24 protein-coding genes are annotated in these 26,461 nt (G+C 69.7%); 11 read left to right on the plus strand and 13 right to left on the minus strand.

Annotation, left to right across the window (positions count from 1 at the left end; translation table 11 throughout):
- Positions 1-48 precede the first annotated feature (48 nt).
- A complete protein-coding gene (locus ACFY3V_RS20565; RefSeq protein ID WP_389775346.1) occupies positions 49-1,767 on the minus strand; it encodes a right-handed parallel beta-helix repeat-containing protein in 1,719 nt (572 codons plus the stop codon).
- Positions 1,768-1,852: 85 nt separating this feature from the next.
- Between ACFY3V_RS20565 and ACFY3V_RS20570 the strand changes: the two genes are divergently transcribed.
- Complete coding sequence (locus tag ACFY3V_RS20570; protein WP_389775348.1) at positions 1,853-2,857, plus strand: TetR/AcrR family transcriptional regulator; 1,005 nt, start codon at positions 1,853-1,855, stop codon at positions 2,855-2,857.
- A 168-nt stretch (positions 2,858-3,025) separates the two neighbouring features.
- On the opposite strand, the gene ACFY3V_RS20575 is transcribed toward ACFY3V_RS20570, so the two are convergent.
- Positions 3,026-4,135: an LLM class flavin-dependent oxidoreductase gene (locus tag ACFY3V_RS20575; RefSeq protein ID WP_389775351.1), complete on the minus strand. Its 1,110-nt coding sequence runs from the start codon at positions 4,133-4,135 to the stop codon at positions 3,026-3,028.
- A gap of 266 nt (positions 4,136-4,401) precedes the next feature.
- Here ACFY3V_RS20575 and ACFY3V_RS20580 point away from each other — a divergent pair, with 266 nt between their 5' ends.
- Both ACFY3V_RS20580 and ACFY3V_RS20585 read left to right on the plus strand, forming a co-directional pair.
- Positions 4,402-4,884, plus strand: a complete 483-nt coding sequence (locus tag ACFY3V_RS20580; protein WP_350948386.1) for a cation:proton antiporter regulatory subunit — start codon at positions 4,402-4,404, stop codon at positions 4,882-4,884.
- Between the two features lie 8 nt (positions 4,885-4,892).
- Complete coding sequence (locus tag ACFY3V_RS20585) at positions 4,893-6,050, plus strand: cation:proton antiporter (protein WP_350948385.1); 1,158 nt, start codon at positions 4,893-4,895, stop codon at positions 6,048-6,050.
- A 63-nt stretch (positions 6,051-6,113) separates the two neighbouring features.
- Here the strand turns inward: ACFY3V_RS20585 and ACFY3V_RS20590 are convergent, their stop codons facing one another.
- Positions 6,114-6,485: a VOC family protein gene (locus ACFY3V_RS20590; protein ID WP_389775355.1), complete on the minus strand. Its 372-nt coding sequence runs from the start codon at positions 6,483-6,485 to the stop codon at positions 6,114-6,116.
- 683 nt (positions 6,486-7,168) lie between these two features.
- On the opposite strand from ACFY3V_RS20590, the gene ACFY3V_RS20595 reads away from it, so the two are divergent.
- Positions 7,169-7,558, plus strand: a complete 390-nt coding sequence (locus tag ACFY3V_RS20595) for a CU044_2847 family protein (protein WP_389775358.1) — start codon at positions 7,169-7,171, stop codon at positions 7,556-7,558.
- 77 nt (positions 7,559-7,635) lie between these two features.
- Positions 7,636-12,051: a trypsin-like peptidase domain-containing protein gene (locus ACFY3V_RS20600; protein ID WP_389775360.1), complete on the plus strand. Its 4,416-nt coding sequence runs from the start codon at positions 7,636-7,638 to the stop codon at positions 12,049-12,051.
- A gap of 162 nt (positions 12,052-12,213) precedes the next feature.
- Here ACFY3V_RS20600 and ACFY3V_RS20605 read toward each other — a convergent pair whose 3' ends face one another.
- The 5 genes from ACFY3V_RS20605 to ACFY3V_RS20625 form a co-directional block, all read right to left on the minus strand.
- A complete protein-coding gene (locus ACFY3V_RS20605; RefSeq protein ID WP_389775363.1) occupies positions 12,214-12,837 on the minus strand; it encodes a hypothetical protein in 624 nt (207 codons plus the stop codon).
- 171 nt (positions 12,838-13,008) lie between these two features.
- The gene (locus ACFY3V_RS20610) at positions 13,009-14,157 is read right to left on the minus strand and encodes an LLM class flavin-dependent oxidoreductase (RefSeq protein WP_389775366.1); all 1,149 of its coding nucleotides are present in this window, start codon (positions 14,155-14,157) and stop codon (positions 13,009-13,011) included.
- On the minus strand, positions 14,154-15,335 hold the full coding sequence (locus ACFY3V_RS20615) for an LLM class flavin-dependent oxidoreductase (RefSeq protein ID WP_389775369.1): 1,182 nt from the start codon (positions 15,333-15,335) through the stop codon (positions 14,154-14,156). The genes ACFY3V_RS20610 and ACFY3V_RS20615 overlap by 4 nt, the downstream gene beginning before the upstream one ends.
- Positions 15,332-16,657 (minus strand): NtaA/DmoA family FMN-dependent monooxygenase, encoded by a 1,326-nt coding sequence (locus ACFY3V_RS20620; RefSeq protein ID WP_389775372.1) that lies wholly within the window; start codon positions 16,655-16,657, stop codon positions 15,332-15,334. Before ACFY3V_RS20620 ends, ACFY3V_RS20615 begins: the two co-directional genes overlap by 4 nt.
- Entirely contained in the window at positions 16,654-17,862 is a 1,209-nt protein-coding gene (locus ACFY3V_RS20625) for an LLM class flavin-dependent oxidoreductase (protein ID WP_389775375.1), read from the minus strand. The genes ACFY3V_RS20620 and ACFY3V_RS20625 overlap by 4 nt, the downstream gene beginning before the upstream one ends.
- 120 nt (positions 17,863-17,982) lie before the next feature.
- On the opposite strand from ACFY3V_RS20625, the gene ACFY3V_RS20630 reads away from it, so the two are divergent.
- A complete protein-coding gene (locus ACFY3V_RS20630; RefSeq protein ID WP_362897195.1) occupies positions 17,983-18,912 on the plus strand; it encodes a hypothetical protein in 930 nt (309 codons plus the stop codon).
- Here the strand turns inward: ACFY3V_RS20630 and ACFY3V_RS20635 are convergent.
- A complete protein-coding gene (locus ACFY3V_RS20635; protein WP_362897196.1) occupies positions 18,896-19,258 on the minus strand; it encodes an MmcQ/YjbR family DNA-binding protein in 363 nt (120 codons plus the stop codon). The two genes, ACFY3V_RS20630 and ACFY3V_RS20635, sit on opposite strands and share 17 nt — an antisense overlap.
- A complete protein-coding gene (locus tag ACFY3V_RS20640) occupies positions 19,255-19,686 on the minus strand; it encodes a MarR family transcriptional regulator (protein ID WP_350948378.1) in 432 nt (143 codons plus the stop codon). Before ACFY3V_RS20640 ends, ACFY3V_RS20635 begins: the two co-directional genes overlap by 4 nt.
- Positions 19,687-19,764: 78 nt before the next feature.
- Between ACFY3V_RS20640 and ACFY3V_RS20645 the strand changes: the two genes are divergently transcribed.
- Positions 19,765-20,175, plus strand: coding sequence for an organic hydroperoxide resistance protein (locus tag ACFY3V_RS20645; protein WP_350948377.1), 411 nt, complete (start codon positions 19,765-19,767; stop codon positions 20,173-20,175).
- Positions 20,176-20,204: 29 nt separating this feature from the next.
- Here the strand turns inward: ACFY3V_RS20645 and ACFY3V_RS20650 are convergent, their stop codons facing one another.
- Complete coding sequence (locus ACFY3V_RS20650; RefSeq protein WP_350948376.1) at positions 20,205-20,567, minus strand: DUF2203 domain-containing protein; 363 nt, start codon at positions 20,565-20,567, stop codon at positions 20,205-20,207.
- Between the two features lie 99 nt (positions 20,568-20,666).
- Here ACFY3V_RS20650 and ACFY3V_RS20655 point away from each other — a divergent pair, with 99 nt between their 5' ends.
- Positions 20,667-20,894 (plus strand): helix-turn-helix domain-containing protein, encoded by a 228-nt coding sequence (locus ACFY3V_RS20655; RefSeq protein ID WP_350948375.1) that lies wholly within the window; start codon positions 20,667-20,669, stop codon positions 20,892-20,894.
- Positions 20,895-20,896: 2 nt separating this feature from the next.
- Positions 20,897-21,448: a Clp protease N-terminal domain-containing protein gene (locus ACFY3V_RS20660; protein ID WP_362897197.1), complete on the plus strand. Its 552-nt coding sequence runs from the start codon at positions 20,897-20,899 to the stop codon at positions 21,446-21,448.
- Between the two features lie 121 nt (positions 21,449-21,569).
- On the opposite strand, the gene ACFY3V_RS20665 is transcribed toward ACFY3V_RS20660, so the two are convergent.
- Complete coding sequence (locus tag ACFY3V_RS20665) at positions 21,570-22,412, minus strand: amidohydrolase family protein (RefSeq protein ID WP_362897198.1); 843 nt, start codon at positions 22,410-22,412, stop codon at positions 21,570-21,572.
- Between the two features lie 221 nt (positions 22,413-22,633).
- Positions 22,634-23,998 carry a cation:dicarboxylate symporter family transporter gene (locus tag ACFY3V_RS20670; RefSeq protein WP_362897199.1) on the minus strand — a complete coding sequence of 455 codons (1,365 nt, stop codon included), beginning with the start codon at positions 23,996-23,998 and terminating at the stop codon, positions 22,634-22,636.
- Positions 23,999-24,086: 88 nt separating this feature from the next.
- On the opposite strand from ACFY3V_RS20670, the gene ACFY3V_RS20675 reads away from it, so the two are divergent.
- Positions 24,087-25,760 (plus strand): ATP-binding protein, encoded by a 1,674-nt coding sequence (locus ACFY3V_RS20675; RefSeq protein WP_389775384.1) that lies wholly within the window; start codon positions 24,087-24,089, stop codon positions 25,758-25,760.
- Positions 25,757-26,428 carry a response regulator gene (locus ACFY3V_RS20680; RefSeq protein WP_389775388.1) on the plus strand — a complete coding sequence of 224 codons (672 nt, stop codon included), beginning with the start codon at positions 25,757-25,759 and terminating at the stop codon, positions 26,426-26,428. Before ACFY3V_RS20675 ends, ACFY3V_RS20680 begins: the two co-directional genes overlap by 4 nt.
- Positions 26,429-26,461: the final 33 nt, after the last annotated feature.

The following is a 26,461-nucleotide window of genomic DNA, read 5'->3' on the forward strand; positions in this document are numbered from 1 at the left end:
GACCCCCGCGCCTCGCACGCCGCCTGTCCCCTCACGGTCTCCCGGCGGTCACCGGCCCAGCAGGTGGGCGTAGCCGGGCTCCAGGCCGGCCCGCGCGGCGATCTCCGCCGTACGGACCTCGAAGTCCTTCTCGTCGGTGAGTGTCGCGTTGTCCTCCAGTGTGACGCCCTGCGGTGGGTCGTCCCAGCCCACGGGGTCGGCGTCCCAGACGTTGCCCCGGAAGACGACATTCTCCAGCGGTGGCCATGCCTGCAGGGTGGCGGTGTTGTCGGCGCGCTGGACGGCGTTGTCCTCGACGGTGACCCAGGCGGCGCCGTAGTCGGTGTAGAGCGCGAAGTTGTAAGGCGTGAGCGTGTCGCGCACGATGTTGCCTCGGATCACCGCGCCGTTGTCGTGGGAGTCGCCCTGCGGGCCCGACAGGTAAATGCCGCCGCCGTCGGCCAGCACCTTCAGCGTGTTGAAGGTGAGGTTGCGCAGGACGCGGGTGCTCTTGCCGACGCCGGCCACGATGCCGCAGTGCGGGACGTCGTTCACCTGGTTGTGCGCGATCGTGGCGTCCTCGCTCGCGCTCACCGCGATGCCGGGCGAGCCGGAGTACTCCAGGCCGATGTCGTGGATCCAGTTGTTCTCGACCGTGGCGCCACGGCTCCCGCTGATCGAGATCCCGCCGCCGCAGACGCCCTCGAACACGTTGCCTCGCACCAGGATGCCGGTGCTGTCGCCGGAGAACCGCAGGGCCGTGGCGCCCAGCCCGGTGAAACGGCAGTCTTCGACCGAGACGTCTCCCGCGCCCTCGAACACGACGTTCGCGGGGATCTCCAGCGACTTCCCGGGGACCGTCACCCACGCCCCCTCGCCGAACGACACCTTCTCGATGGGGCCGCCGTCGTAGTAGCCGGTGCCGTGGTAGTGCAGGAACCCTTCGGGGCGGCTCGGTCGCATCCAGGTGGCGTCGGCGAAGGTGATGCCCAGGAAGGCGACGTCACGGGCGCCGGTGACGTTGACCAACTCCTCCAGCACGGGTGCGACGACCTCCGTCCGCCCGGGATCCTCGCCGGGACGCGGCCGGTAGCGCAGGACGTGGCGGCCGGGGCGGGACCTGTCGAGGGCGAAGGTGCCTGGCTCGGTCAGGAAGCCCACGCCGTTCTCCACCCGGGTCGGCAGGCCGGGGCCGTGGAATTCGATGCCCGCCCACGGGACGACCGAGTTGTAGAGGTCGATCGCCCAGCCGAAGGCGGGCTGGGCCATGGTGATGACGGTCGAGTGCTCGTCACCCTCGACGGCGGCGACACCGAGGCGGGCCTCGGTCCACGGGTAGACACCGCGCAGGACGAACTCGACGTCGCCGGGGTTTTCCCAGCCCTGTGGGGCCGTGCTGTCGGTGACGTAACCCGTGTCGGTTCTGGTGACGTTCCCGGGAATCGCGTCGATCGCGGCCCGTTCGGCCCTGCGTCCGTCGACGTGGAGCTGCCGGGTGTCGAGGTCGCCGACCTCGGCCAGCCACACGCCGTCCCGCTCCTGCCAACCGGTGATCACCCTGCCCCCGCTGATGACGGCCTCGCCTGCGGCCCGGTAGGTCACGCCCGAGTCGGCCTCGGTGAGCCGGAAGGTTTCGGTGAGCCTGTGGGTGCCCGCCAGCAGGTTGACCACGGTGCCGGCGCCGGTGCCGCGTGCCAGGTCACGGGCGCGGGCGAGGCTCGCGAGGGGTTGTCTTTGGGTGCCGGGCCAGGCGTCGTCGCCGGACGGGGAGACGTAGAGCTCACTCAAGGAACACTCCTCGTTTATAATGTAAACAGCGTTATACAGCATAAACAGATATTTGGTCTAAGCGTCAAGCCGGAAGGAGGACGGGGTGGCCGTCGAGGAGGGTCCCGACCGGACGGTCGAACTGCTGTGGCGAAAGCCGCCCGTGCCGAGACAGGGGCTGAGCGTCGACGCGATCGTGCGCGCGGCCGTCGAGATCGCCGATGCCGACGGGATCGAGGCGCTGTCGATGCGCCGGGTCGGCGAACGGCTCGGCTTCACCAGCATGTCGCTCTACCGGCACGTACCGGGAAAGGCGCAGCTCGTCGAGTTGATGTGCGACGCGGTGCTGGCCGACACCACGCCGGGTGCCGCGCCGGGCACGGGTGGCGCACCGGGTCAGGAGGCGGGTGACACGGGGAGCACGTCAGGCGAGGCGGACACGGCGGAAGCGGCGCCGGGCGAGGCGGGCGGGGGCGCCGCGGCGGCGGGAACCTCGGCGAGCACGGCATATGGGTGGCGCGAGGCGCTCGAGGGGTGGGCGCGGCGCGGCTGGGCCCTGCGCCTGCGCCACCCCTGGCTGGCCGGGGCGCGCGGCAGCCGGCACATCCCAGGACCGAACTCCGTCGCCAACTTCGAGTACGCGCTCAGCACCGTGGCGAAGAGCGGCCTGAAGCCCGCCGAGATGGTCGCCGTGGTGGGCCTCGTCGGCCGGTTCGTGGACAGCGAGGCGGCGAGGGCCGCGGAGATCGCCAGGGTCGAGCGGCACACCGGGGTCTCCGAGGAGGAGTGGTGGGGCGCCAGGGCGTCCCTGTACGAGAACCTCCACCGCTATCCCACGCTGACCCACATCTGGGAGGCGGGCGGTTACGACGAGCCGGAGGATTCCTTCGAGTTCGGCCTGCGGCGCGTGCTGGACGGCGTCGAGGCCCTGATTCGTGAGCGTGATGCAATGCGTGACGAAAGAGCCTCGTGTGTGATGTGCGGAACGAGCCTGGACCGGGCCGAGGCGGGCCGCCCGCGGGCCTACTGCTCGCGGGCCTGCCAGCAACGCGCCTACCGCAGGCGCCACCGCTCCACACAGCGACCTGGCGACCCGCCGGACCGCACCTGACCCGCTCGAACAAGTCCTCACCGAACGGGTCCCGGCCGATCACCGCCCAGGCGAGGCTCGGCCAGGCCGGGGTTCGACCGGGCCGGTTTCAGCCAGGCCGCTTCCGGCCGGTCGCGTTCCGGCGAAACAGGCCCCGGTCGGCGAACCCGGCGACGACCGCCCTCGCGCTCACCTCGACACGGGCGCGGCGGCGAACCGGGGAAGCACGTTCTCACCAAACCAGTACGACTCCTCCAAATGGGGGTAGCCGGACAGGACGAACTCCTCGATGCCGAGCGAGGCGTACTCCTCGATCCGCTCGGCGACCTGGGAGTGGCTGCCCACCAGCGCGGTCCCGGCGCCGCCTCTGACAAGACCGACCCCGGCCCAGAGGTTCGGGTGGATCTCCAGGTCGCGGGCGCTGCCACCGGTGAAGCCCTCGTGCAGTTCCAGCATGCGTTTCTGGCCGACCGACTCGCTGCGGCCCAGCAGCTTCCTGGCCGAGACGATGTCGGCCGGGTCGATGGCGGCCAGCAGCCGCTCGGCCTCCGCCCAGGCGTCGCGTTCGGTGTCGCGGGTGATCACGTGCAGCCGGATGCCGAAGCGGAGCTTGCGGCCCTGCTCCTCGGCCAGCCCGCGAATCCACTCGATCTTCCTCGCGACCTGTTCCGGGGGCTCGCCCCAGGTGAGGTAGACGTCCACGTGCCTGGCCGCGACCGGTCCCGCCGCCTGCGAGGAGCCGCCGAAGTAGATCTCCGGGACGGGGGCCGGCGTCTCGGAGACCATCGCGCCCTCGACGCGGTAGTGCGTGCCGTCGAAGTCGTACGGGGTGCCACTCCACGCTCCGCGCACGATCGAGAGGAACTCGTCGGTGCGCTCGTAGCGTTCGTCCTTGGACAGGTGGTCACCGAACCTGGCCTGTTCGACGGTCTCCCCGCCGGTCACCACGTTGAGCAGGAGCCTGCCACGCGAGAGCCGCTGGTAGGTGGAGGCCATCTGCGCGGCCAGCGTCGGGGACATGAAGCCCGGCCGGAACGCGACGAGAAACTTCAGCCGCTCGGTCTCCCTGGTCAGCGCGGCGGTGACCAGCCAGGCGTCCTCGCACCAGGTGCCGGTCGGGGTGAGGACCGCCTCGAAGCCGAGTTGCTCGGCGGAGCGGGCGACCTGCGCCAGGTATTCGATGTCCGGCGAGCGGAACGCCGCCGCCTCGGAGCGGCCGTGACCTCTGGCGAGGCCGTGGCCGCCCCCGGTGAGGACCCGGCTGTCACCGGCGGTGGGCAGGAACCAGTGGAACTTCATCGAGTGCCTCCGGGCCTCGGAAGAGGAGTCACGAGGGGTTCTCCTGAGCAGCGCCGACGGCGGGAGCGGACACGGAAGACCTCACTCACGGCTGAGGGCTGGGTTCCCGCCCATCGTGCGTCAAATAACCCATAAAGTCAATCGGTAATACATGTTATTGCCACCGGTGCGTCGCCAGCCCCGAGGCCGCCGGTACGTCGAGGGCCCCCGAATTGGTAGGTTTTCCGTAAAGGAAGAACGCATGCGCACGCGGAGGAGCTGGCACGGTGGAGGTCGAGCAGACGGCACTGCCTGGGATAGGACTGCGACACGAGTTCACCACGCGCTCAGGCAGGCGCATCGGGATCGTCACTCACCGCACCGGCCGCCGTGACCTGGTGATATACGACCCCGACGATCCTGATCGCGCGTGCGAGACCATCAAGCTGAACGACGAGGAGGCCGACGCGCTCGCCGAGTTGCTCGGCGCCCCGCGCATCGTGCAGCGCCTCAACGATCTGCACCGCGAGGTCGAGGGTCTGGTCAGCATGCAGCTGCCGATCCCGCCCGCCTCCCCGTACGCGGGCCGGCCGATGGGTGACGCGCGCGTGCGCACCCGCACCGGCGCCTCCATCGTGGCCGTGGTGCGCGAAGGTCAGGTCTTCGCCAGCCCCGCCCCCGACTTCATGCTGTCCCGGGGCGACGTGGTGGTCGTGGTGGGCAGCCCGGAGAGCACCTCCGCCGTCTCCGATATCCTTTCCGGCGGGTAGGACGCCGGGTGCACACAGCGATCCTTTTCCTTGAGCTCGGCGCTGTCCTTCTCGGGCTCGGCATCCTCGGAGCACTAGCCCTAAAAGCAGGCATATCCCCCATCCCCCTCTATCTCATCGCGGGCCTCGCCTTCGGCACCGGCGGCATCCTGCCCCTCGCCACCAGCGAGGAGTTCATCGCGGTCGGCGCCGAGCTCGGCGTGATCCTGCTGTTGCTCACCCTCGGCCTGGAGTACAACGCCGACGAGCTCGTGACGAGCCTGAAGGGCAACGCGCGAGCGGGCGTCGTCGACCTGGTGCTCAACGCGGCTCCGGGCGCGATCGCCGCGCTGCTGCTCGGCTGGGGTCCGGTGGCCGCCATCGCCATGGCCGGCGTCACGTACGCGACCTCCTCGGGCATCACCGCGAAGGTGCTGTCCGACCTGGGATGGATCGGTAACCGCGAGACACCGGTGGTGCTGTCGCTGCTGGTCTTCGAAGACCTGACGATGGCCATCTACCTGCCGATCCTCACCGCGGTGCTGGCCGGGGTGAGCTTCGCCGGTGGCGCTATCACCGTGGCGATCGCGCTCGCCACGGTGAGCGTCGTGCTGCTGGTCGCGCTCCGCTACGGCAGGTTCATCGAGGCCTTCGTCTCCAGCCCCAACTCCGAGGTGCTGCTGCTGAAGGTCGTCGGCCTCGCGCTGCTGGTCGCCGGAGTGGCGCAGCAGCTGCAGGTCTCGGCCGCGGTCGGCGCCTTCCTCGTCGGGATCGCGCTCTCGGGTGAGCTGGCCGAGGACGCGCAGGCGCTGCTCACCCCGCTCCGCGACCTGTTCGCCGCGGTGTTCTTCGTCTTCTTCGGCCTGCAGACCGACCCGACCAAGATCCTGCCGGTCGCCGGGCTCGCCGCGTTGCTCGCCCTGATCAGCATGATCACGAAACTGCTCACCGGCGCCTACGCCGCCCGCCGGGCGGGCATCGCCAACGCCGGACAGGCGCGGGCCGGTATCGCGCTCATCCCCCGGGGCGAGTTCAACATCGTGATCGCCGGACTCGCGGTGGCCGCCGGGGTCCATCCCGACCTGGGACCGCTCGCCGCCACGTACGTTCTCATCCTCGCCGCGTTCGGCCCGCTCGCCGCGCGGCTCGTCCAGCCCTTCATCACCGCCATCGCCAAACGCGCCTGAGGTCGTGCCCGGCCCGCCGTCCCGGCGGGCCGGGCGCGATTATTCCCTGAACCGCTCAACCGCTCACCTTTCCTGGAGCACGGACAGGACGTTGCCCGCCGGATCCTTGAACCACGCGATGAAGGGGCCCTCCTTGCGCATGACACCTCTGTCGTCCTGCGGGAGTCCCGCGTACCGTTCGAAGATCACGCCACGCTCCACCAGCTTGTCGACGGTGGCGTCGATGTCGTCCACCGGAAAGTTGAGGATGGTGTACGAGGCCGGGATGTGGTTCTCCTTCGGATAGACCAGCACGTTTCCACCCCCGGCGAGGTGCAGGGTCAACATGCCGTGTTGCTCGGACACCTCCAGTCCGAGGCTCTCGGCGTAGAACTTCCTTGCCACCTCGATGTCATCCATCGCGAATCCACTGAACGCCTTGGTCTGCCGGAACATACGCTTCTCCTTCTCCTGTCGCTCCTGTCGTTTCCGGACATCTCATCGCCACAGGATGACGAGATACTCCTCGCCGAACCCGGTTCTTCGGTTCTCGTCCGTCGGCGAATCTCGGACGCCCTCGGTGCGAACGCCTCACCGAGGATGTCGGAGCCCGCGGTCCATTATCGACACCTCCCACCGGGACCGTTGTGTCGGCAGATACTGTGTCCCCCGCAGGTCACGTCTCTTTACGCGAGGGTCGGGAGTCCCTGCTGTGTCGCGATACAGCGAGGCATGTTGTCTCATTCTCCTGTACGGCTGAGTGAGTGAGATCACGTCTGCGTGGGAGTGCTACGTCAGCTGGAACGATTGGGGGACCGAGTGTCGGTCCCCGGTGAGATGCACCTTCCGGTCGAAGTGCCTGACGAGCTGGGCGAGGAAGCGGCACATGACCTTCGCGTCGCGGGATGTGCACTGCGGCACACGGAGCTGCTTCCGCCTGGACGGGACGGCGGCCGATCCTGGGCATGGGCAACGGGACGCCAACACACCACCCCGATCATCCCTGTGACTCCCGGTGCACATCCCCGATAGTCTCTCCTGCACCTTACGAGCCGCCTAACTCAGGTGCCCAGAGGCTCAGTTCACGACCCGGGAGCATCATGCCGCTGTCTGAAGGTCAAGCCCTGTACACAGTCGAAGTGCCGCTGGGGAGCGGCGGCGAGGTCGTACGAGTGCAGGTGAACAACCGCGAAGAGGACGTCGTGCGCGTCGGACGCGGCAGCCGTGCCATCATCCGGGCCGAGCAGTCCCTGGAACAGATGCTGGATGTCGTACGGCCGGTCGCGGACGCCTTCGTCGGCCGCTGCCGTGGCATGCTCCGGTCGCCTGACGAGGCGACCCTGGAATTCGGCATGTCGCTCTCCGCCGACGCGAAGGTCCTCATCGCGGGCTCCTCTGCGGAGGCCAACTTCTCCGTCAGCCTCACCTGGCACAGCAGCCCCGCCGGTTCGGACGCGGTGCCGGAAACCGAGCCCGGCCCGGATGCCGCGGGCCGAGGCCCGGCGGGTGGCCCCGCCTCCAGCGGCTGAGTCGCGCGGGTCAGGCCGGGATCCGTCTGCGCATTGCCAGCCCCCTCCCGCTCTCCTTACCGTTCCGAGGAGGCCCTGTGTACGACCAGGACGAATCCGGCCGAACCGGGGCCGGGGCCGGGCACGGCGAACACGAGGACGCCGACACCATCCTCGCCGCCGGGACGGTCCGCCTCCGTGACGGGCACGGCGACTCTGCCGGTACCGGATTCCTCGTCGGCGACGGGCTGGTCCTCACCTGCGCCCATGTGGTGTGCGACGCGCTCGGGAAGCCCCGCGACGCCGAGGTGCTTGTCGGCGCCCGTGTCGCCCTCGATCTGCCGCTCCTCGCAGGGCCGGGAGTCCCGGGGTATGACATCGAAGCAGAGGTGGCGCACTGGGTGCCGATCCGGGAGGACCGGGGCGGCGATGTGGCCGTGCTTCGTCTACTCGCACCGGCACCGGGGGCGAGGCCGCTGCCCACCAGCCTGTCCCGGCGCCTGTGGGAACACGGGTCCCGCATCGTAGGCTTCACCGGGGCCTCCGACCGGCCCGTGTGGCAGCGGGGCAGTCTCCTCGGCCCTGCTGGGAAGGGCTGGGTACAGCTGTCCCGGGCCGATGGCCAGACGGTCCGTGTCACCGGCGGGTTCAGCGGCAGCCCGGTCTGGGACAACGCCCTCGGCGCCGTCGTCGGCATGATCGTGGCCGCGGAGCCGGCACGCGACGACCAGCAGGCGTACATGCTGCATCTCGGGGCACTCGCCGACGAGATCCCTGCTCTCGCCGAGGCGTTCCTGGTCCCGACGCCTTTCCGTGGCCTGGAGCCCTTCCGCGAGGAGGACGCCGATGTCTTCTTCGGTCGTGGGGAGGACACGGAGACCGTGGTCAGGGCACTGCGCGGTGACCACGCGGCGGTGACCTTGTGCGGGCCCTCCGGGTGCGGCAAATCCTCTCTCGCCCTCGCGGGGGTGGCGCCCGTGATGCGCCGTGCCGGCCACGAGGTGGTGGTCGTCAACTGCGGCCGCACCTCCCGTCCGGTGGGCGCCCTGGCGGTCGAGCTCCTCGAACTGGCACGCCAGGAACGGTTCGGGCCCCCGCGCGCCATCGGCGTCGAGCGGGTCGTGACCTGGCTGACCGGGGCGGGCCTCGCAGACACCGTCCACCGGCTCACCGGCAGTGCCACCACCGACCTCCTCGTCGTACTGGACCAGGCCGAGGCTCTTCTCGACCTGCCCGAGGGGGACCTCACGGCCCTCTTGTCGGTACTTTTCCCCGCCCGACGCACCGCCGGGATGCGGGTGCTGCTCACTCTGCGCGCCGACTTCATTGACGCAGTCCTCAGCCACGAGCACCTCGGCCCGGTGCTGAAACGGGGAGCCCTCCTGCCGCTGACCCCGATGACCCGGGAGCAGCTGCACGCCGTCATCACCTGCCCCGTGGACCGCGTCCCCGGCGTCTCCTATGAACCGGGGCTGGCCCGCCGCATCCTCGAGGACGCCGGCAGCGAGCCCGGTGCCCTCCCCCTGCTCTCCTTCGTCCTGCGGCACCTGTGGGAGGAACAGTCGGGCGGCCGCCTTAGGGTCGACGCGTACGAGAGGGCCGGCGGCGTCTCCGGCGCACTGCGCAGGCACGCGGAGGAGGCATGGCGGAAATACGTCCTGTCCGTGACCGAGACCGGCTCCCCGGACCCCGCAGACACCCCGGAGACCCCTGACCCCACGGAAACCATCACGCACGCGCGACGGCTCCTCGCCGGACTGGTGCGAGTGGTGCCGGGCAGCGGCGCACCCGCACTGCGGCGGGTGCTGACCCGTGCGGAGGCCGGCGAGCAGCGCTGGCGCCTGGCCGTGCTGTTCGCCGGGAAGGACGAGCGTCTGCTGGTGCTCCACGGCGGGGCCGGAGTGCCGGAGAGTGTGGAACTCGCCCATGAGGCCCTCATCACGGCCTGGCCTACTCTGTCCGAAGTGGTGCGCGAGGACCGGGACTTCCTCGCCGCGCGCACGGAGTTGCAGCATGACCGGGAACGCTGGGAGAGAGAAGGCTGTGCCGACGAGCTCCTGCCACGAGGTGCCCATCTCGCCTCTCTCGAGAGCCGCCTCGCGGGGCGCGCCGACGAACTGGCGGCGGCTGAGACCGACTTCCTCGATCTCGCAGACCGGAGACGCCGCGCGTTGGAACAACAGCGCCGTGCCTGGCAGAGGCGCATCCGATGGGCATGGGCGGCCGGCAGCCTCGCTATGGCAATCATCGCCACATTGAGCGTCTTCTTCGCCCAGGCGTCCCAGGTGAGCAGGGAACGGGCAGCGGAAGGCCGGTCCAGGACGCTGGCAGTGCAGGCGGACGAACTGGCCGAGACCAACCCTGCCCAGGCCGCTCTGGCCGCAATCGCGGGCTACGACACCTCCCCGACGCAGGAGGCCCGCAACGCGTTGATGCGACGGTACTCGGAAATGATGAAGGCAAGTTGGGTCCTGTCCGGACTGGATTCCAACATCGACCAGGCGAGTATGAGCGCGGACGGCAAGGTGACCCTGGTAACCACCGTGGGCGGCCGCGCGACCCTGTTCCTCCGCTCCGACGACGGACGAGTGCGACAGGAGAACCTGCGGCTGCGCGGAAGAGTCCGCAACCCTCAGGTGAGCGGCGACGGCCGGAGAATCGCCTACCTACGCGAAGCCGACGGGCTCCTCGCCTGGCACGAAGTGACCACTTCCGGGAAGCACCTGGCAGGCCCGGCCCACCTGCTCCGGCACGCACAGGCACGGAACAAGGAAGGCGCCATCCTCGCAGTCAAAAGATCCAGGTTCTCTCCCGACTCGCGGTTCCTGGTGGAGGCCTCCCAGATGTCCGAAGGACTGCCCCTCCTGGTGTGGGATCTCTCCAGCGGCCGTCCTCACGAAGTACCGGGGTCCATCACCGACGTGCGCTGGATCTGGTTCGGCGCGGACAGCGGAACCCTGGTCGCGTGGAAGGGTCTCAAATTCGAATCGGGAGGGGGAGAGCGCTCCTCTCTGCTGGCCATCGATGTCGCCACCGGGTCTGTCCGTGAACTGGCCCATGACTTCTACTCCATTCCCGAGGTCTCCTGGGATGGGAGAACGGCTGTCGTCTGCCAGAAGAAGGGGAAGAACGTCCGCCTTTACCAAGCCATCCGGGTGTCGGACGGCAGAATCCTCCGCGGCCAAGGGCTCAAACAGTTGTCCTGCCAGAAACCGGAGTTCGACACCACCAGCCGCTACTTCGTCGTCCAAGGGGCCGACTCGGGTGACTGGTCCCGTATCGCGATCCACGGTGACGCGGCGCCCGAACGGCTGACGCCCCGTCAGCAACTCTCCACTTCGATCGGCGTCGAACGCCTGCCCCTCCTGACGTCCGGGTCGGAAACCGTGATGCCGTTCGCCGAGGGCCGCACGGTCACGGGCGTCAGCATGTCCGTCGGTCCCTCCAGGCCGGCACACGGGTATCCGGTGCTGCTCGGTGACGGTGACCGGATGCTGGTCCGCAGCGACGGCGGCAAAGCGCTCCGCATCGTGGAGACGAGGCCCGGGGCCCGCACGCTAGCCCAGGCCGAGACTCCCGGAACACCGCCCACCGAGGAGCAGCCCCTTGTCACCGACAAGGAGGAAACCCTGGTGGCGGATGTCTCGGACCACAACAGGATCACGGTCCGCGCCCTGCCCTCCCTGCGTCGACTCAGCCAATTCGCCGTGTCCGCGCCGCCCCTCGACGAGGCGACCGGAAAACCGGGCACGATCGGCATCATGTTCCAGAGCGACGACAGGGTGGTCACCTTGTCAGGTTCGGTTCTCGAGTACTGGGACGCACAACAAGGGCGCCGACTCTCGTCCGCCGTGAAACTTCCCAGCCTCGGGCTCAGTAGCGCCGAGGCCCCGTTCTTCACCATGGGGGGCCATCCGGACCCGGCATATGTCACGGTGAGTGTGCAGGGAGAGCCCTACGTACACACCATCGACCTGCGCACGGGAAGGGAGGACAGGAAACAACGCATCCGCCTCGCCGAGGACCTGCTCACTGCGAAGTACCTGCCGGACACGCGCTACATGGCGGTGCTCACCATCGGCAGGATCGTCGAAATCTGGTCCGTGGAGAAGGGGGCACCGCCGAGAAAGGTGCTGGGGCCGTTCGGACCGCTCGAGCCGCATCGCTGGACCATGGGGTCCTCTGGCGGATCCGGACTCTTCCTCGCCTACGAGAGCACAATGGTCCGTCTCCGGGCCGACGATCCCGAGCATCGGGACACCTTCGTGTTCTCGAAGATCCAGCGATTCCTGGACGCCACCAAAGACGGCAGGACCCTGCTGAGCATGCCGGTGAAGGGTGATCTGGACGACCCGTCCAGCCCCGGAAGCATGTTGACACTCTTCCGAATCGACCCCAGGCTCTGGAAGGAACACCTCTGCGGTGTCGTTGGCCGGGAGCTCACGGCCGACGAACGCACAGCCCTCTCCGGGGAACTGCCGGAGAGAAGCTGCCCCGACCCCGTGCAGGACTAAGGGCCGGATCTCGTCTTGCGGGCGGCATCCTCATGTACTGCACGACCTCTGTCGCCCGGTACATGAGGGTGATCCCCACGCCCGGGCAAGCTGCTGAAGCGGCTGGAAGCGAGTGACGACGATCTGTTCGCCATGACGGCCGACGCTTGGTCGTCGAGCTCATCACGGACTTGCACAGCCACGATCCCAAGAGTGACCAAGGGCCAAACCCGACAACGACCAGCGGGCACCCCTGCTGGCTCCATCGCGGACCGAACCCATCGTCACGTGGGGCTTTGGCATCCCTCGCTTGGAGAGGTTCACCGACTGCGGGCGCACCTGGTCGCCATACGCCGTGACGGCCTGCTTGTAGGTGAACGGCACCGCAGTCGTGAGCTCTTCGCCCTCGGCCCACCCATAGAACAGAGACAGGATGCTCATGTGCTGGTTCCAGGTGGATGCGGCGAACCGTTCCTTCAGCGGACCGCACGCGCGGTGTACCGCGTAGGTGCTCAGACCATGTCGCAACTCGTTGCGGCTGCTGAAGAGTTGGATGCCCCGGTCGGCCAGGAAGAGCGTCCCGTCCCGCACAACGCGAACGTAGGTTTCCCGGGAGTTCGGGGCCGGGCAGCCGTTCGCCGGGAGTTCCTGGGCCCACCTGTTGATCACGGTCGTGACGCGAGGGCCAGCCGAGTCCTCGAAGATAAGGTCGTCGTCAAGCAAGATCGGCATCCGGTCCGGGATGACCGGTTGGCTCGATAGCCCCCACGACTCCCAGGTGGCAGAAGAGAAGAACGCCATCAACATGGCGGGGACCGTACCTACGCGACTCAAGCGACTACAAAGCGCAAACGTGCTGGTCACTAGGACGCTAGGCATCAATGAGACGCTGCAGATCTGCTCACAGAAGACTCCCGGAAAAGCTCCGGCACCCGGCGGTGACCGCCGGGTGCCGGAGATGACGTGGATGACACGGGCTCAGTCCGTGACGACGCCTCCTTCCCATTCCGCGGCGAGCAACTCGTAGGAGCGGACCCGGTCGGCGTGGTCGTGGGTGATGGTGGTGATGAGCAACTCGTCGGCGCCGGTGACGTCGCGCAGCACGCGCAGCTTCTCCGCGACGGTCCGCGGAGAGCCGACGAACTGGGTGGCGATCCGGTCGGCGACCAGTGCGATGTCCTCCTGCGTCCACTCGTGGGCGGCGGCCTCGGCCGGAGTCGGGAACGGGATCGCCCCGGTGCCGTTGCGGATACTGCGGACCCAGAGCCCGTACGAGACGGCGAGCTCCCTCGCCGTCTCGTCGTCCTCCGCCACGACGACGTCGGCCGAGACGATCAGGTAGGGCTCGCCGAGCACCTCCGAGGGCTTGAACGCCTCCCGATACGCCTGCGCGGCGTCCAGCACCCCGGACGGGCTGACGTGGTAGTTCGCCGCGAACGGCAGTCCCCGCTCCCCCGCCACCTGGGCGCTCTGCCCGCCGCTGCTGCCCAGGATCCACAGGCTCAGGTCCGCGCCCTCGCCCGGCACGGCGTGCGCGGCCACCCCCTCGGGGGAACGGTACGTCCCGGCCAGCAGAGCCGCGATCTCGTCGACCTGGTCGGCGAAGTCGGGGCTTCGCGCACCCGGCTGCTGCAGCAACGCGCCGTACAGCGAGAACAGCGGCGACTTCACCAGCGCCGTGAAGGAGAAGGGCTCGGGGATGAGCAGCCCGTCCACGACCCTGGCGGGCGTCGGCGGAGGCGGGGTCTTCTCCGATTCCGAGAACTCGACGCTCGCGCGAAGTTCGGCCCCGCGCTGACCCGACCGGCCCAGGCCGAGGTCGATACGGCCCGGGTAGAGCGCGTCGACGAGACCGAACTGCTCGACCACCGACAGCGCGGTCTGGTGACCGACCTGGACGGCTCCCGAGCCGACCCTGATCGTGCTGGTCGCGGCGGCCACCAGGCCGATGAGCACGGCGGGGGCGGCACTGGCGACACCGGGCGCGAGGTGGTGCTCGGCCACCCAGTAGCGGAGGTAGCCGAACTCCTCGGCCCGCCGGGCCAGGTCCAGGGTGTTGCGCAGCGCCTCGCCGGCGGTGCCACCGGAGGGGATGGGAGCGAGGTCGAGGATCGACAGGGCGGTCATGACCGCACCTCCTCACGCTGTGAGTTCCCGGAGGTCGGGCCCTCGGGGCGGGAAGCCTCGGAGGCCGGGCTCTCGTGTCGTGGGCTTTCCGTGCCCGGACTCCCGGGCCCCGGACTCCCCGGCTCGGAGCCCACCTGGCCGGGGAACGGCCTGCTGGGGATCTCCGCGCGCAGCACGGGGGCGATGTCGCTCTGGAAGAGTTCCAGGGCCGTCCGGTGCTGCTTGTCGGTGAGGCCGTCCGCGTCGGCGTGCAGGTGCATGACCTCGTGCCCGAGCCGCTCGTGGTAGCGGTGGACCTTGTCGATGATCTGCTGCGGGCTGCCGACCAGGATCGAGCTGCGCTCGATCGCGTCCTCCAGGGTGTGGAAGACCGGGTCCACCCCGACCTTCCTGAACAGCTCCAGCCTCGCGTTGAAGATCGGCCGGTAGGTGTCGATCGCGTCCTGGGACCTCCTGGTCGCGTAGTAGCCCGCGGTGCCCGCGCCCACCAGGGCGTCGGCGGGGTCGTGACCGTGGAACTCCCAGCGTTCCCGGTAGTGGCGGACCAGCTCGGCGTACGGCTCGACCGGGTTGCTGACGTTGGCGGAGAAGAGCGGGTCGCCGTACAGGGCGGCGAGCTCCACCGACTCCTTGCTGGTGGCGCTGCCGTGCCAGACGCGGACGGGGCGCTGCAGCGGGCGCGGCCAGGTCTCCGCGTCGGTCAGGGACGGCCGGAACCTCCCCGACCAGGTGACCTTGTCCTCCCGCCACAGGCGGCGGAACAGCTCGTAGCCCTCCCGGTTGCGCTCCCACTGGTCTTCGCCGGTCACGTGGAACAACTGGGCCTGCGCGGCGCCGTTGCCCTTGCCGATGATGAGTTCCAGGCGGCCGTCGGAGAGGTGGTCGAGGGTGGCGTAGTCCTCGTAAGCCCGTACGGGGTCCAGCAGGCTCAGCGTGGTGACCGCGGTGAACAGCCTGATCGTCGACGTCCTGGCCGCGATGTGGCTGAGCACGACCGGCGGGGACGAGGAGATGAACGGGCGCTCGTGCCGCTCCCCGACGCCGAAACCGTCGAACCCGAGCTCCTCGGCCAGCACGGCGTTCTCGACGACCTCGCGCAGGCGCGCGTTGGTCGACTTGAGCTCACCGGTGATGGGGTCGGGGCCATGGACAATCAGGGTGATCGCCAGAAATTTCATCGTTCGTTCTCCAGGCCCAGGTGACCGCGCAGCGTGGTGGTCTCGTACTCGGCACGGAAGACCCCGCGCTCCTGCAGCAGGGGGACGACCGTGTCGACGAAGGCGTCCAGGCCGCCGGGGGTGAGGTGCGGCACCAGGATGAACCCGTCGGAGGCGTCGTTCTGCACGAACTCGTTGATCTCCTCGGCGACGCGCGAGGGCGAGCCGATGAAGGACTGCCTGCCGGTCACCTCGATGATCAGGTCGCGGATACCGAGCTTCTTGGACTCGGCCAGGGCCCGCCACTCCGCCGCCGTCTTGAGCGGATCGCGGGACAACCGGGTCCGGCCCTTGATGATCGAGTCCTCGGAGACGTCAGGGTCGATCTCGGGCAGCGGTCCCTCGGGGTCGTAGGCCGACAGGTCACGGTTCCACAGTTGCTCCAGCAGCAGGATCGCGGTCTGCGGGCTGACCTGCTGGCGGCGGATGTGGTCGGCGTTCTCCTGTGCCTCGGCGTCGGTGTCGCCGAGCGCGAACGTGGCACCGGGAAGGATCTTCAGGGAGTCGGGCGACCGGCCGTGCGCGGCCAGCCTTGACTTGATGTCCCGGTAGAAGGCCTGCCCCTCCTGGAGCCGGCTGTGCCGGGAGAAGATCGCGTCGGCGGTGGCCGCCGCGAAGGCCCTGCCGCCCTCGGAGTCGCCCGCCTGGATGGTCAGCGGACGGCCCTGCGGGCTGCGCGGCACGGTGAAGTGGCCGCCGATGTCGAAGTGGGTACCCCGGTGGGCGAACTCCCCCGCGTCCGGCCTGGCGAACGTGCCGGCCGCCGGGTCGGCGACGAGGTCGTCGGCCGCCCAGGAGTCCCAGAGTTCGTTGACGGTCCGCACGAACTCCTCGGCTCGCTCGTAGCGCCGCGCGTACTCCAGGAAACCGCCCCGGCGGAAGTTCTCCCCGGTGAAGGCGTCGGAGGAGGTGACGACGTTCCACCCGGCCCGGCCTCCGGACAGGTGGTCGAGGGTGGCGAGCTTGCGGGCGAGCTCGTACGGCTCGTTGAAGGTGGCGTTGATCGTCCCGGCCAGGCCGAGGTGGTCGGTGACCGCGGCCAGACCGGAGAGCACGGTGAGCGAGTCGGGGCGGCCGACCACGTCGAGGTCGTGGATCTTCCCGCGCTGTTCGCGGAGCCGCTGCCCGTCGGCGAGGAAGAAGAAGTCGAACTTCCCGCGCTCGGCGGTCCGCGCCAGGTGGGCGAAGGAGGCGAAGTCGATCTGGCTGCCCGAGGCGGGATCGCTCCAGACCGTGTGGTTGTTCACGCCCGGGAAGTGGGCGGCGAGGATGATCTGCTTCATCGTCGGCTCCCTGCGTAGCGGCCGGCGGGTCGGGGCAGGTGGAGATGACCGCGGAGGGTGTCGGCCTCGTACGCGCGGCGGAAGGCGCCGCGTCCCTGGAGCTCGGGCACCAGGCCGCGCGTGATCGCGTTCAGGTCGGTCGGCAGCACGGCGGGCCGCAGCCTGAAACCCTCCAGGCCGGCCGCGCGCCATTCCAGCAGGAGGTCGGCGAGCTCGCCGGGCGTGCCGGTGAAGATCGCGGCGTCGGAGGTGTAGGCGGCACCGTCTAGCTCGTCGAGCCGGGCACCGCGCTCGCGGGCGTCGCTCCCGTCCTCTCCCAGGAACACGACGAGGTCCGCGAAGATCTTCAGTCTCTCGGTGTCCGGGTCGCGCACCTCTTCCGCGACCTCGCGCACCTCCGCCACGATGGCCCGCGCCTGCTCGGTGTCGTGCGGCGTGACGTGGACGATGTCGGCGCCGCGCGCGGCGAACTCGTACGGCAGCCGGGAGTGTGCCAGTGTGGTGACGAGCGGCTGCCCCTGGGGCGGTCGCGGCACGATGGAGGGCCCCTTCACGGTGAAGTGCTCGCCCTCGAAGTCGACGTAGTGGAGTCTGTCGCGGTCGACGAATCGGCCGGTGGCCACGTCGCGGATGACCGCGTCGTCCTCCCAGCTGTCCCACAGACGCCGCACCGCCTCGACGGCTTCGGCGGCGTCACCGAACAGTTCCCGCACCAGGGGTGCCCTGTCGATGTCGCCGAGGCTCTCCTTCGTCAGCACGGGAACCTCCCGGCGGCCGAAGTGGGCGGCCTCGGTGTGGCGCCCGGAGATCTGTGCGCGCCATCCGGCCCGCCCGGAGCTGACGTAGTCGAGGGTGGCGATGGAGCTCGCGACGTGGAAGGGCTCGGTGTGCGTGGTGGTGACCGTGGGCACCAGCCCGATCCTGCTCGTCAGCGGGGCGATCCTGGAGGCGACGAGGGCGGCGTCGAGACGCCCGCGCACCTGGTCGGTGCGGCCGTCGTGCCCGTCCAGGAGCGTGGTCTGCAGGGCGAAGGAGTCCTCGATGGTGACGAAATCGAGGAGGCCGTGCTCGGCCTCGGCCACCAGGGCGGCCCAGTAGGCGGCGGTGAACAGGGCTTTCGGGGAGGCGGCGGGGTCACGCCAGGCCGCGGGGTGCCATCCGGCGCCGTCGAATGCGACGGCGAGATGCAGGGGAACTGCCGACATGCGACGACAATAACACCAAACCCCTTAATCTCTACATGTTTAGTTGGTTATATCTCGGGAGTCAGCCCATCGCGGACGTCTTCCTGACGTCGACATCGGGATCTGGTAGGCATTTGTCCCGTGACGCGTTTTCTGGCAGCTCTCGCGATGGCCCTCCCGCTCATCGCCACCACCACTCCGGCCTCGGCCGCCGCCCCCGGCAAGCCGAACATCCCACCGGGGGTGACGGCCGGGTACGTGGTCTTCGACCGGCAGACGGCGAAGGTGACCGAGTACCGCAACGCGCACCGGAGGTTCCGATCGGCGTCGGTGGTGAAGATCCTCATCGCGATCGACTACCTGGAGTCGCGCAAGAGCGTTCCCCAGCGGGACCTCGCGCTGCTGAAGGCCATGCTGCGAGTGAGCGACGACGGTGCCGCGACGTCCTTCTGGACCCGGGGCGGTCAGGGAAAGATCGTCCAGCGGATGGCGCGCAAGCTGCGGCTCACCGACACCGCTCCCCCGCCGGCCGACAAACCGGGCTTCTGGGGCTACACCTCACTCAGCGCGATGGACGTCGCCACGACCTACCGCTACCTGCTCGACCAGGCCGACCCCAAGGTCGGCGGCCTGATCCTGGGCCACCTGCGCAGGTCGGGGCAGTGCGGCTCCGACGGTTTCGACCAGTACTTCGGCATCCCCCGCGCGGTGCGCGGGCCGTGGGCGGTCAAACAGGGCTGGTCGGGGTACGGCTCCACGCCCCCGATCCGCTGCCGCCCGGCGACCGCTCCCACCCCCCTGCCTTCGGCCTCGGCGGCCCCCGCGTCCGCCACCCACCCCGCGACCTCCACCTCCACCGAGTCCATGGTCACCGCACGGGTCGTCCCCGCCCGCTCAGGGCCGGTCCCCGACCTGGGACGCCCGGTCCTGCACACCACAGGGCTCGTCGGCCCCAAGGAGCGCTGGATCGTGGTCCTGCTGACCGCCCACCCCGCGGGAAGCACCTGGCAGCGCTCCACCGCCCAGACGACGAAGCTGGCCCGGGAGGTCCACCTCAGCGGGACTTCCTGATCACCGGCTCTCCGAGATGAGCGGCCGCGAGCCTTTTGGGGGCGACCATCCGCCACGCCTCCTCGACGATCTCGCGCGTCTCGGCTTCGTCGATCGCCGCGAGCCACACCCGCACCCAGTGGTAACGCTCGTCGGAGGGCCGGGGCATGTGGAACTTCTCCGGCTCGGCCGCCACCAGCGCGGCCCGCTCCTCCTTGGGGAAGGCGAAACCCATCGAGGTCTCGTCCGGCGAGATCGCGGCGTAGACGATCCGGCCCACCCGGAAGGTCGCCCGGTCCCTGACGATTCTCTCCTCGGTCCTGGGCAGCGCCAGGGCGACGCGGCGTACGTCGTCGGCCGTGGTCATCGCGCCGACTCGTCGAGGGAGGCGACGAGACGGCGCAGGGTCCGCTGCAGGTCCAGGACCTCGACGGGGGCGAGACCGGCGGCCTCGAAGATCCGGGCGGGGACGTCGCACGCCCGCTCCCCCAGCCTGCCACCCTCGTCGGTGAGCCGCACCAGCACCGATCGTTCGTCCTCCGTGCTGCGCTCGCGACGCACCAGGCCGGCCGCCTCCAGCCTCTTCAGCAGCGGGGACAGGGTGCCCGAGTCGAGCCGCAGCCTCACGCCGAGCTCCTTGACCGTCACCGGCTCGCGCTCCCAGAGCACCATCATGACCAGGTACTGCGGGTAGGTCAGGCCGAGCTCGCCCAGCACCCTGCGGTAGACGGCGTCCAGGGCGCGAGAGGCGGCGTGCACGTCGAAGCAGACCAGATTCTCGACGGTGATCTTCACGTCTCGATTATACCGACCTTGACTGTTATCAACTTAATTGTGCACAATTAAGTTGTCCGAAACCGAGAAGGGATCACGATGAGTACGATCTACACGGCCATCGCCACCGCCAACGGCAGAGAGGGACGGGCGGTCTCGTCCGACAAGCGCCTCGACGTGACCCTCGCACCACCGAAGGAGCTGGGCGGTTCCGGCGAGGGCACCAATCCCGAGCAGTTGTTCGCGGCCGGATACGCCGCCTGCTTCGCCAGCGCGCTCCAGCTGATCGGCAGGAGGCGGAAGGCCGACGTGTCCGAGGCCTCGGTGACCGCCGAGGTGGGCCTCGTCCCCGAGGGTGAGGGCTTCGCGCTCGCCGTGACGCTGCGCGTCGAGCTGCCCGACGAGTTGCACGGGGAGGCCGGCACCGCCCTCGTGGAGGCCGCCCACCAGGTCTGCCCCTACTCCAACGCCACCCGGGGCAACATCCCGGTCAACCTGGTGGTCGAGTAGTCAGACCCCCGACCCTCCGGGGAACGTGGTCAGGGAAGGGGTCTGCGACCGGCGAAGCCGAGTTCTTCTCGGTGGTACCACACCAGCTCGCGGTCCCCTTCCAGCCAGCACAGCCGCACCCGCACCCCGTCGAGCACCGAGGGGAAGTCGACCAGCAGGGGCGCGACGCCCTTGACCTCGATACCCCGCTCCTCGAACCAGCCGAGGATCTCCTCCAGCCTGGCCTCGAATGCCTTCGCCTCCGCCAGGCCACCGGCCTGCGACGTCCCGGTGCTGCGGAGCTCGTGCGCGAGCTCCGCCAACTCCCCCCGCATCGCCACGAACGCGGCGGCCCGCTCCAGCAGCACGGGCATGAGCGCCCGCGCCTCCTCAACGGTGAAGATCTTGTCCACCCTCGCACGCTAGCGCGTCCGCTGCCGGAACGCGGCGAGGCTCCGGAATGTTGTCAGCAAATGCTGACAACAACGAATATGTCAGCTTATGCTGACAGCATGGGATCGTTGAACGAGTTCGCCGAGGCCGTCGACGGCAAGGATCCGGTGGTGGCACTGGCGGCCGTGGCGGCGCTGCGCAGGCTTCTGGAGGAGCTTGAGGCCGCGCACGTCATCGAGGCCAGGAACCAGGGTTCCTCCTGGGAGGTCATCGCCGCCGCGCTCGGCGTCAGGCGGCAGACGGCACACCGCAAGCACGCACACCGAATCACCGAGGGCGGGAGCTGACGATGTTCGCGAGATTCACCCCCGAGGCCCGGCGGACCACGGTCCGCGCCGGACTACTGGCGCTCGACCACGGCCGCACCACGCTCGACGAGGACATGTTCCTGCTCGCTCTGGCCAAGTCCTGGCCGGTGACGGGTCTCACGGTCACCCCCGAGACGGTCGGGGCGGAGATCCGGAACCGTGAGACCGCGAGGGGCCTGGCGGGCGACCGCGCGCTGCTCGCCGCCATCGGCGTCGACCTGGACGAGGTCAGGCGGCGCCTCCCGCCCCGGAGAGAGGATCCCCTGGCGTGGCGGCTGACGCGCTCCAGGCTCCGCCCGCTGAACGTGACACTCAGCGGCCCGGCCGGTGACCTGCTCCTCACGGCCAGGGCACGGAAGGTCGTCGAGGTCGCCCTGCACACCCGAGGCACCGACTCCGAGGTGGGCGGCGAGGAACTACTGAAGGGCCTGCTGGCCGACGGCTCGAACGCCTCCGTCTCCATCCTGCGCGGCCTCGGCGTCGACATTCGCGGCCTCGCGGCAAGCATCGGCTTCCTGCGCGCGTCGGCCTGAGTCCGAGGGCGCGCGTCAACCCGCGCTCGCGGCGCCGCCGAGGACCCTCCGTCAGAAAGGGGCCGGGAGGAACGCGGGGCGCGAAGCGGGCAGAAGGGGGTCAGGAAAGAGCGAGGGCCGATCAGGGCTCGATGCCGTAGAAGCGCGCCGCGGTACCGCCGAGGATCGCCTGCCTGGCGGCCTCGTCGAGCCCCGAGAGCAGCACGCCGGTCTCCTGCCAGACCTTGGCGTAGTCGCCCGCGAGGACGGCCACCGGCCAGTCGCTGCCGAACATCAGCCGCTCGGGGCCGAACACCTCAAGCGCGTGGTCGACGTAGGGGCGGAGGTCCTCGGCGGTCCAGGTCTCCGGATCGGCGGCGGTGTTGAGACCGGACACCTTGCCGTACACATTGGGGTGCTCGGCGGCGCGGGCGATCAGCGACGCCCACGGCTCCCACCCCTTCTCCCTGATCGGCGGCTTGGACAGGTGGTCGATGACCAGCCGCAGCCCGGGGACGCGCTCGGCGAGGAACGGCACGTGCTCCAGGTGCCTGGGCAGCACGGCGACCACGTCGAACGGCAGCCCCGCCGCGGCGAGCAGGCCCAGACTCTCGATCACCGTGTCCTGGACGACCCAGTCGGGGTCGGGGTCGTCGTGGATGAGGTGCCTCACCCCGGCGAACCTCGGATGCCTGCCGTAACGCTCCAGCGCCTCCGCCGCCTCGTCCGGCCGGTTCAGCGGCACCCACCCCACCACGGCGGCGATGAAGTCGTGGGCGTCCGCCTGCGCCAGCATCGCGTCGGTGTCGGCGTAGGTGTCGGCGGCCTGGACCAGCACGGTCCGCTGCACACCGGCGGCGGCGAGCTGCGGGACGAGTTCCTCGGGGGCGAAGGTGCGGTAGAGCGGCCCCGCCTCCGGCGTCAGCCAGGGGTAGGAGCCCGTCTCCAGATTCCAGAAGTGCTGGTGGGCATCGATGACGGCCATCCACCGCTCCCCTTCGATTTCGTGATCAGTCGTCTGAGCCTGCTCAAACTAGGACGACGTGACAAGGGTGTCAACGCCGCCGGATCCGCGGGAACCGGCCGACGGCGATCACTTCGACAGGCGCGTCCTCACACGTACGGGCCGGTGGCGGTCGCTCCCCCGAGCAGAGCGTCCACCACCGGCCCGTGCGCCCTTCGGAGGGTCGCCCGTCGTTACGCCGGCTACGCCGGGGTCAGGGCCTGGTCGTCCGGGCGCGCGGAGGACGGCGAGGGCGGCGAGGCGTCCTCACCCTCGTTGTCGTCGTCGAGGAGGGTCGTCTCGTCGAACGGCGCCCTGCCCGCCAGGACCTCGGCCGCGCGCTGCCGGTCGAACTCTCCCGTCCAGGTGCCGATCAGGACGGTGGCGACCGCGTTGCCCGCGAAGTTGGTCAGCGCCCGCGCCTCGGACATGAAGCGGTCGATGCCGACGATGAGGCCGACGCCGTCGACCAGGTCGGGGCGGTGGGACTGCAGGCCGCCCGCGAGGGTGGCCAGACCCGCACCGGTGACCCCGGCCGCGCCCTTCGACGCGATGATCATGAACACCAGCAGGGAGACCTGCTCACCGAAGGCGAGCGGGGCACCGGTGGCGCTCGCGACGAACAGCGTGGCCATGGTGAGGTAGATGGCGGTGCCGTCCAGGTTGAAGGAGTACCCGGTCGGCACGGTGATGCCGACGACGGGCTTGCTCACGCCGAGGTGCTCCATCTTGGCGATCAGGCGGGGCAGGGCCGACTCCGACGACGAGGTCGACAGGATCAGCAGGAACTCCCTGCCGAGATAGCGCAGCAGCGGGAACAGCCCGACGCGCGCCACGAGCCAGAGCATCGGCCCGAGGATGACGAACACGAAGAGCACGCAGGTCAGGTAGAAGGCGAGCATGATGACGCCGAGGCTCCTGAGCGCGTCCATGCCGGTGGCTCCGACGACCGCGGCTATCGCGCCGAAGGCGCCGACCGGGGCGGCCCACATGATCATGGCGAGGATACGGAAGACGAGCCGCTGGATGTGCGTGATGCCGTTCAGGATGGGCTTGGCGCGCTCGCCCATCGCCTGCAGGGCGAACCCGGCGAGCAGCGCGACGAGGAGGGTCTGCAGCACCTGCCCCCCGGTGAACGCCGACACCAGCGTGGTGGGGATGATCCCGAGCAGGAACGTGGTCGTGTCGGTCTCACCGCCCTTGACCGCCTCCGCCTCGGCGGCCTTGCGCAGTTCGTCGGTGAGCTGCAGGCCGTGGCCGGGGTCGACCAGGTTGCCCACGAGCAGGCCGATGCCCAGCGCGACGGTCGACATCGCGACGAAGTAGCCGAGCGCGAGGCCTCCGACCCTGCCGACCTTGGCGGCCTTGGTGACCGATCCGACGCCGAGGACGATGGTGCAGAAGATGATCGGGCTGATCATCATCTTGATCAGGGCGACGAAGGCGGCGCCGAGCGGCTTCAGTGCGATGCCGGCGTCGGGAGCCGCGAAGCCGATCGCGATGCCGGCGATCACAGCGAGGATGACGGCTATGTACAGGTAGTGTGTTCTATCTCGGGCCGCGCTCATGCGTGCTCCACCGCGCTAGAAGGAAAGTCCGGTCGAGCGACTATGGTCCGGGCCTGTGATCTGAGTCACCCTTGCGTACATTTCGTTCGTGAACTTGCGGAAATTTCCCAGACGCATGCGCGACTGGAGCCTCGCCCGGCAGATGCTGGTGCTCCAGATCGTCGTGGTAGGCGTCACCGTGGCCGGTGGCGCTCTGCTGGCGTTCCTGCAGGTGCGTGACCTGCTCGTCGAGGAGGCCGTAGGCACCGCCAGGGCGGTGACCATCAGCGTGGCCGACTCCCCCTCCGTCCTCACCCACCTGGGCGACTCCGCGGCCCTGCAGCCGTACGCGGAACGGGTGAGACGGGAGACGGGGGTCGACTTCGTCACGATCATGAGTCTCGACGGCGTGCGCTACACGCATCCCGACCCGGCCAGGATCGGCCACCGCTTCCTCGGCCACACCGCGCCCGCCCTCGCGGGACAGGTGTTCACCGAGACCTACACCGGCACGCTCGGCCCCTCGGTCCGTGCCGTCGCCCCGGTCCGCGACGCCCGCGGCGAGGTGAAGGCCCTGGTCAGCGCGGGCATCACCATCAGCAAGATCAGCGTCAGGCTCCGCGGGCAGATCGCCGGCGCCGCGCTGACCGGTCTGCTCGGCCTGTCCGTCGGCGGAGCGGGCACCTACCTGGTCGGTGCCCGGCTGCGCCGCCAGACCCACGGGATGGGCCCCGCCGAGCTGAGCCGGATGTACGAGTACCACGACGCGATCCTGCACGCCGTACGGGAAGGGCTGCTGCTCGTCGACGAGGCGGGCACGGTGACGCTCTGCAACGACGGCGCCAGGGAACTCCTGGGCCTGACGGGCGAGGTGAGCGGCAGGCACATCGGCCGGCTGGGCCTTCCCCTCTCGCTGAGCGAGCGCCTCTCGGCGGGTGAGAACCGTAGCGACGAGATCCACATGACCGGAGAGCGGACGCTGGTGGTGAACGTCGCGGTGGTCCGCTCCGGCAACCGCTCGCTCGGCACCGTGGTCACCCTTCGCGACCACACGGAGCTGCAGTCCCTGACCGGGCAGCTCGACGCCGAGCGCGGCTTCGCCGACTCCCTGCGGGCCGCCGCGCACGAGTCGGCGAACCGGCTGCACACGGTCATCACCCTCGTCGAGCTGGGCCGCGCCGAGCAGGCGGTGGCGTTCGCGACCGAGGAGATCAAGGCCGCGCAGCAGCTCACCGACCGGGTGGTGGGCGCCGTGCGCGAACCCGTACTCGCCGCGCTGTTGCTGGGCAAGAGCGCCGAGGCCGGGGAACGGGGAGTGGAGCTGGCGATCACGCCGGACAGCGAGCTCGACGACCTCGGCCTGGACACCCGCGACCTGGTGACGATCGTCGGCAACCTGATAGACAATGCGGCGGACGCGGCCATGTCGGGCACCGGGCCCGCGCGGGTGGAGGTGCGGCTGCGCGCCGACGAGACGACCTTCGTGATCAGCGTGGCGGACAGCGGCCAGGGCCTCGACCCGGCGACGGCTCGGGATGCCTTCCGCCGGGGCTGGACCACCAAGGGCGACGGCCGCGGCCTCGGCCTGGCCATGGTCGGTCAGGCGGTCCGCCGCATGGGCGGGACGATCGAGGTCGGCGGGACCGGCGAGCCGGACCCGGCCGCGAAAACCGTCCGCGCGCTCGCGGGCGAGAACGAGCGGGACGCCGGAAGGACGGCGGAGAGCGGGACGGGCGCGGTGTTCACCGTGCGGCTGCCACTGCGAGGGAAGGGCGTCTCATGATCTCGGTACTGGTCGTCGAGGACGAGGAGATCACCGCCGAGGCGAACCGGGTCTTCGTGGAGCGGGTGCCCGGCTTCAGGGTGGAGGCGGTGGTCAGGTCCGGTGGCGACGCGTTGCGCTTCCTGCGGCGACATCCCGTCGATCTCATCCTGCTCGACCTCTACCTGCCGGACATGCACGGGCTGGAGGTGTGCCGGGCACTGCGGGCTGCGGGCGTGATGTCGGACGTCATCGCGGTCACCTCGGCGCGGGACCTGTCGGTGGTCAGGTCGGCGGTCTCCGTCGGCGTGGCCCAGTATCTGCTCAAGCCGTTCACCTTCGCCTCGCTGAACGAGAAGCTCGTCCGCTACGCGGAGTTCCGGTCCTCGGTGGAGGGCATGGGAGAGGCGAACGGTCAGGGCGAGGTGGACCGCGCGCTGGCGGCACTGCGGGGTCCGACGCAGAGCCTCCTTCCCAAGGGGATGACGCAGGCCACGCTCGACGCCGTGCTGGCGGAGCTGCGCAAGGCGCCCGGCGGCCTGTCGGCTCAGACCGCCGGGGCGGCGATCGGCGTCTCCCGGGTGACCGCCCGCCGCTACCTGGAGCATCTGACGGAGAACGGGATCACGCACCGGGTCCCCCAGTACGGCGGACTCGGACGACCCGAGCTGCTCTACCGGATCACTTGAGATCCCGCCGGGTGGGGAGGCGCCGCAGGAGGC

Source organism: Streptosporangium sp. NPDC000095 (assembly GCF_042899335.1).
Taxonomy (GTDB): domain Bacteria; phylum Actinomycetota; class Actinomycetes; order Streptosporangiales; family Streptosporangiaceae; genus Streptosporangium.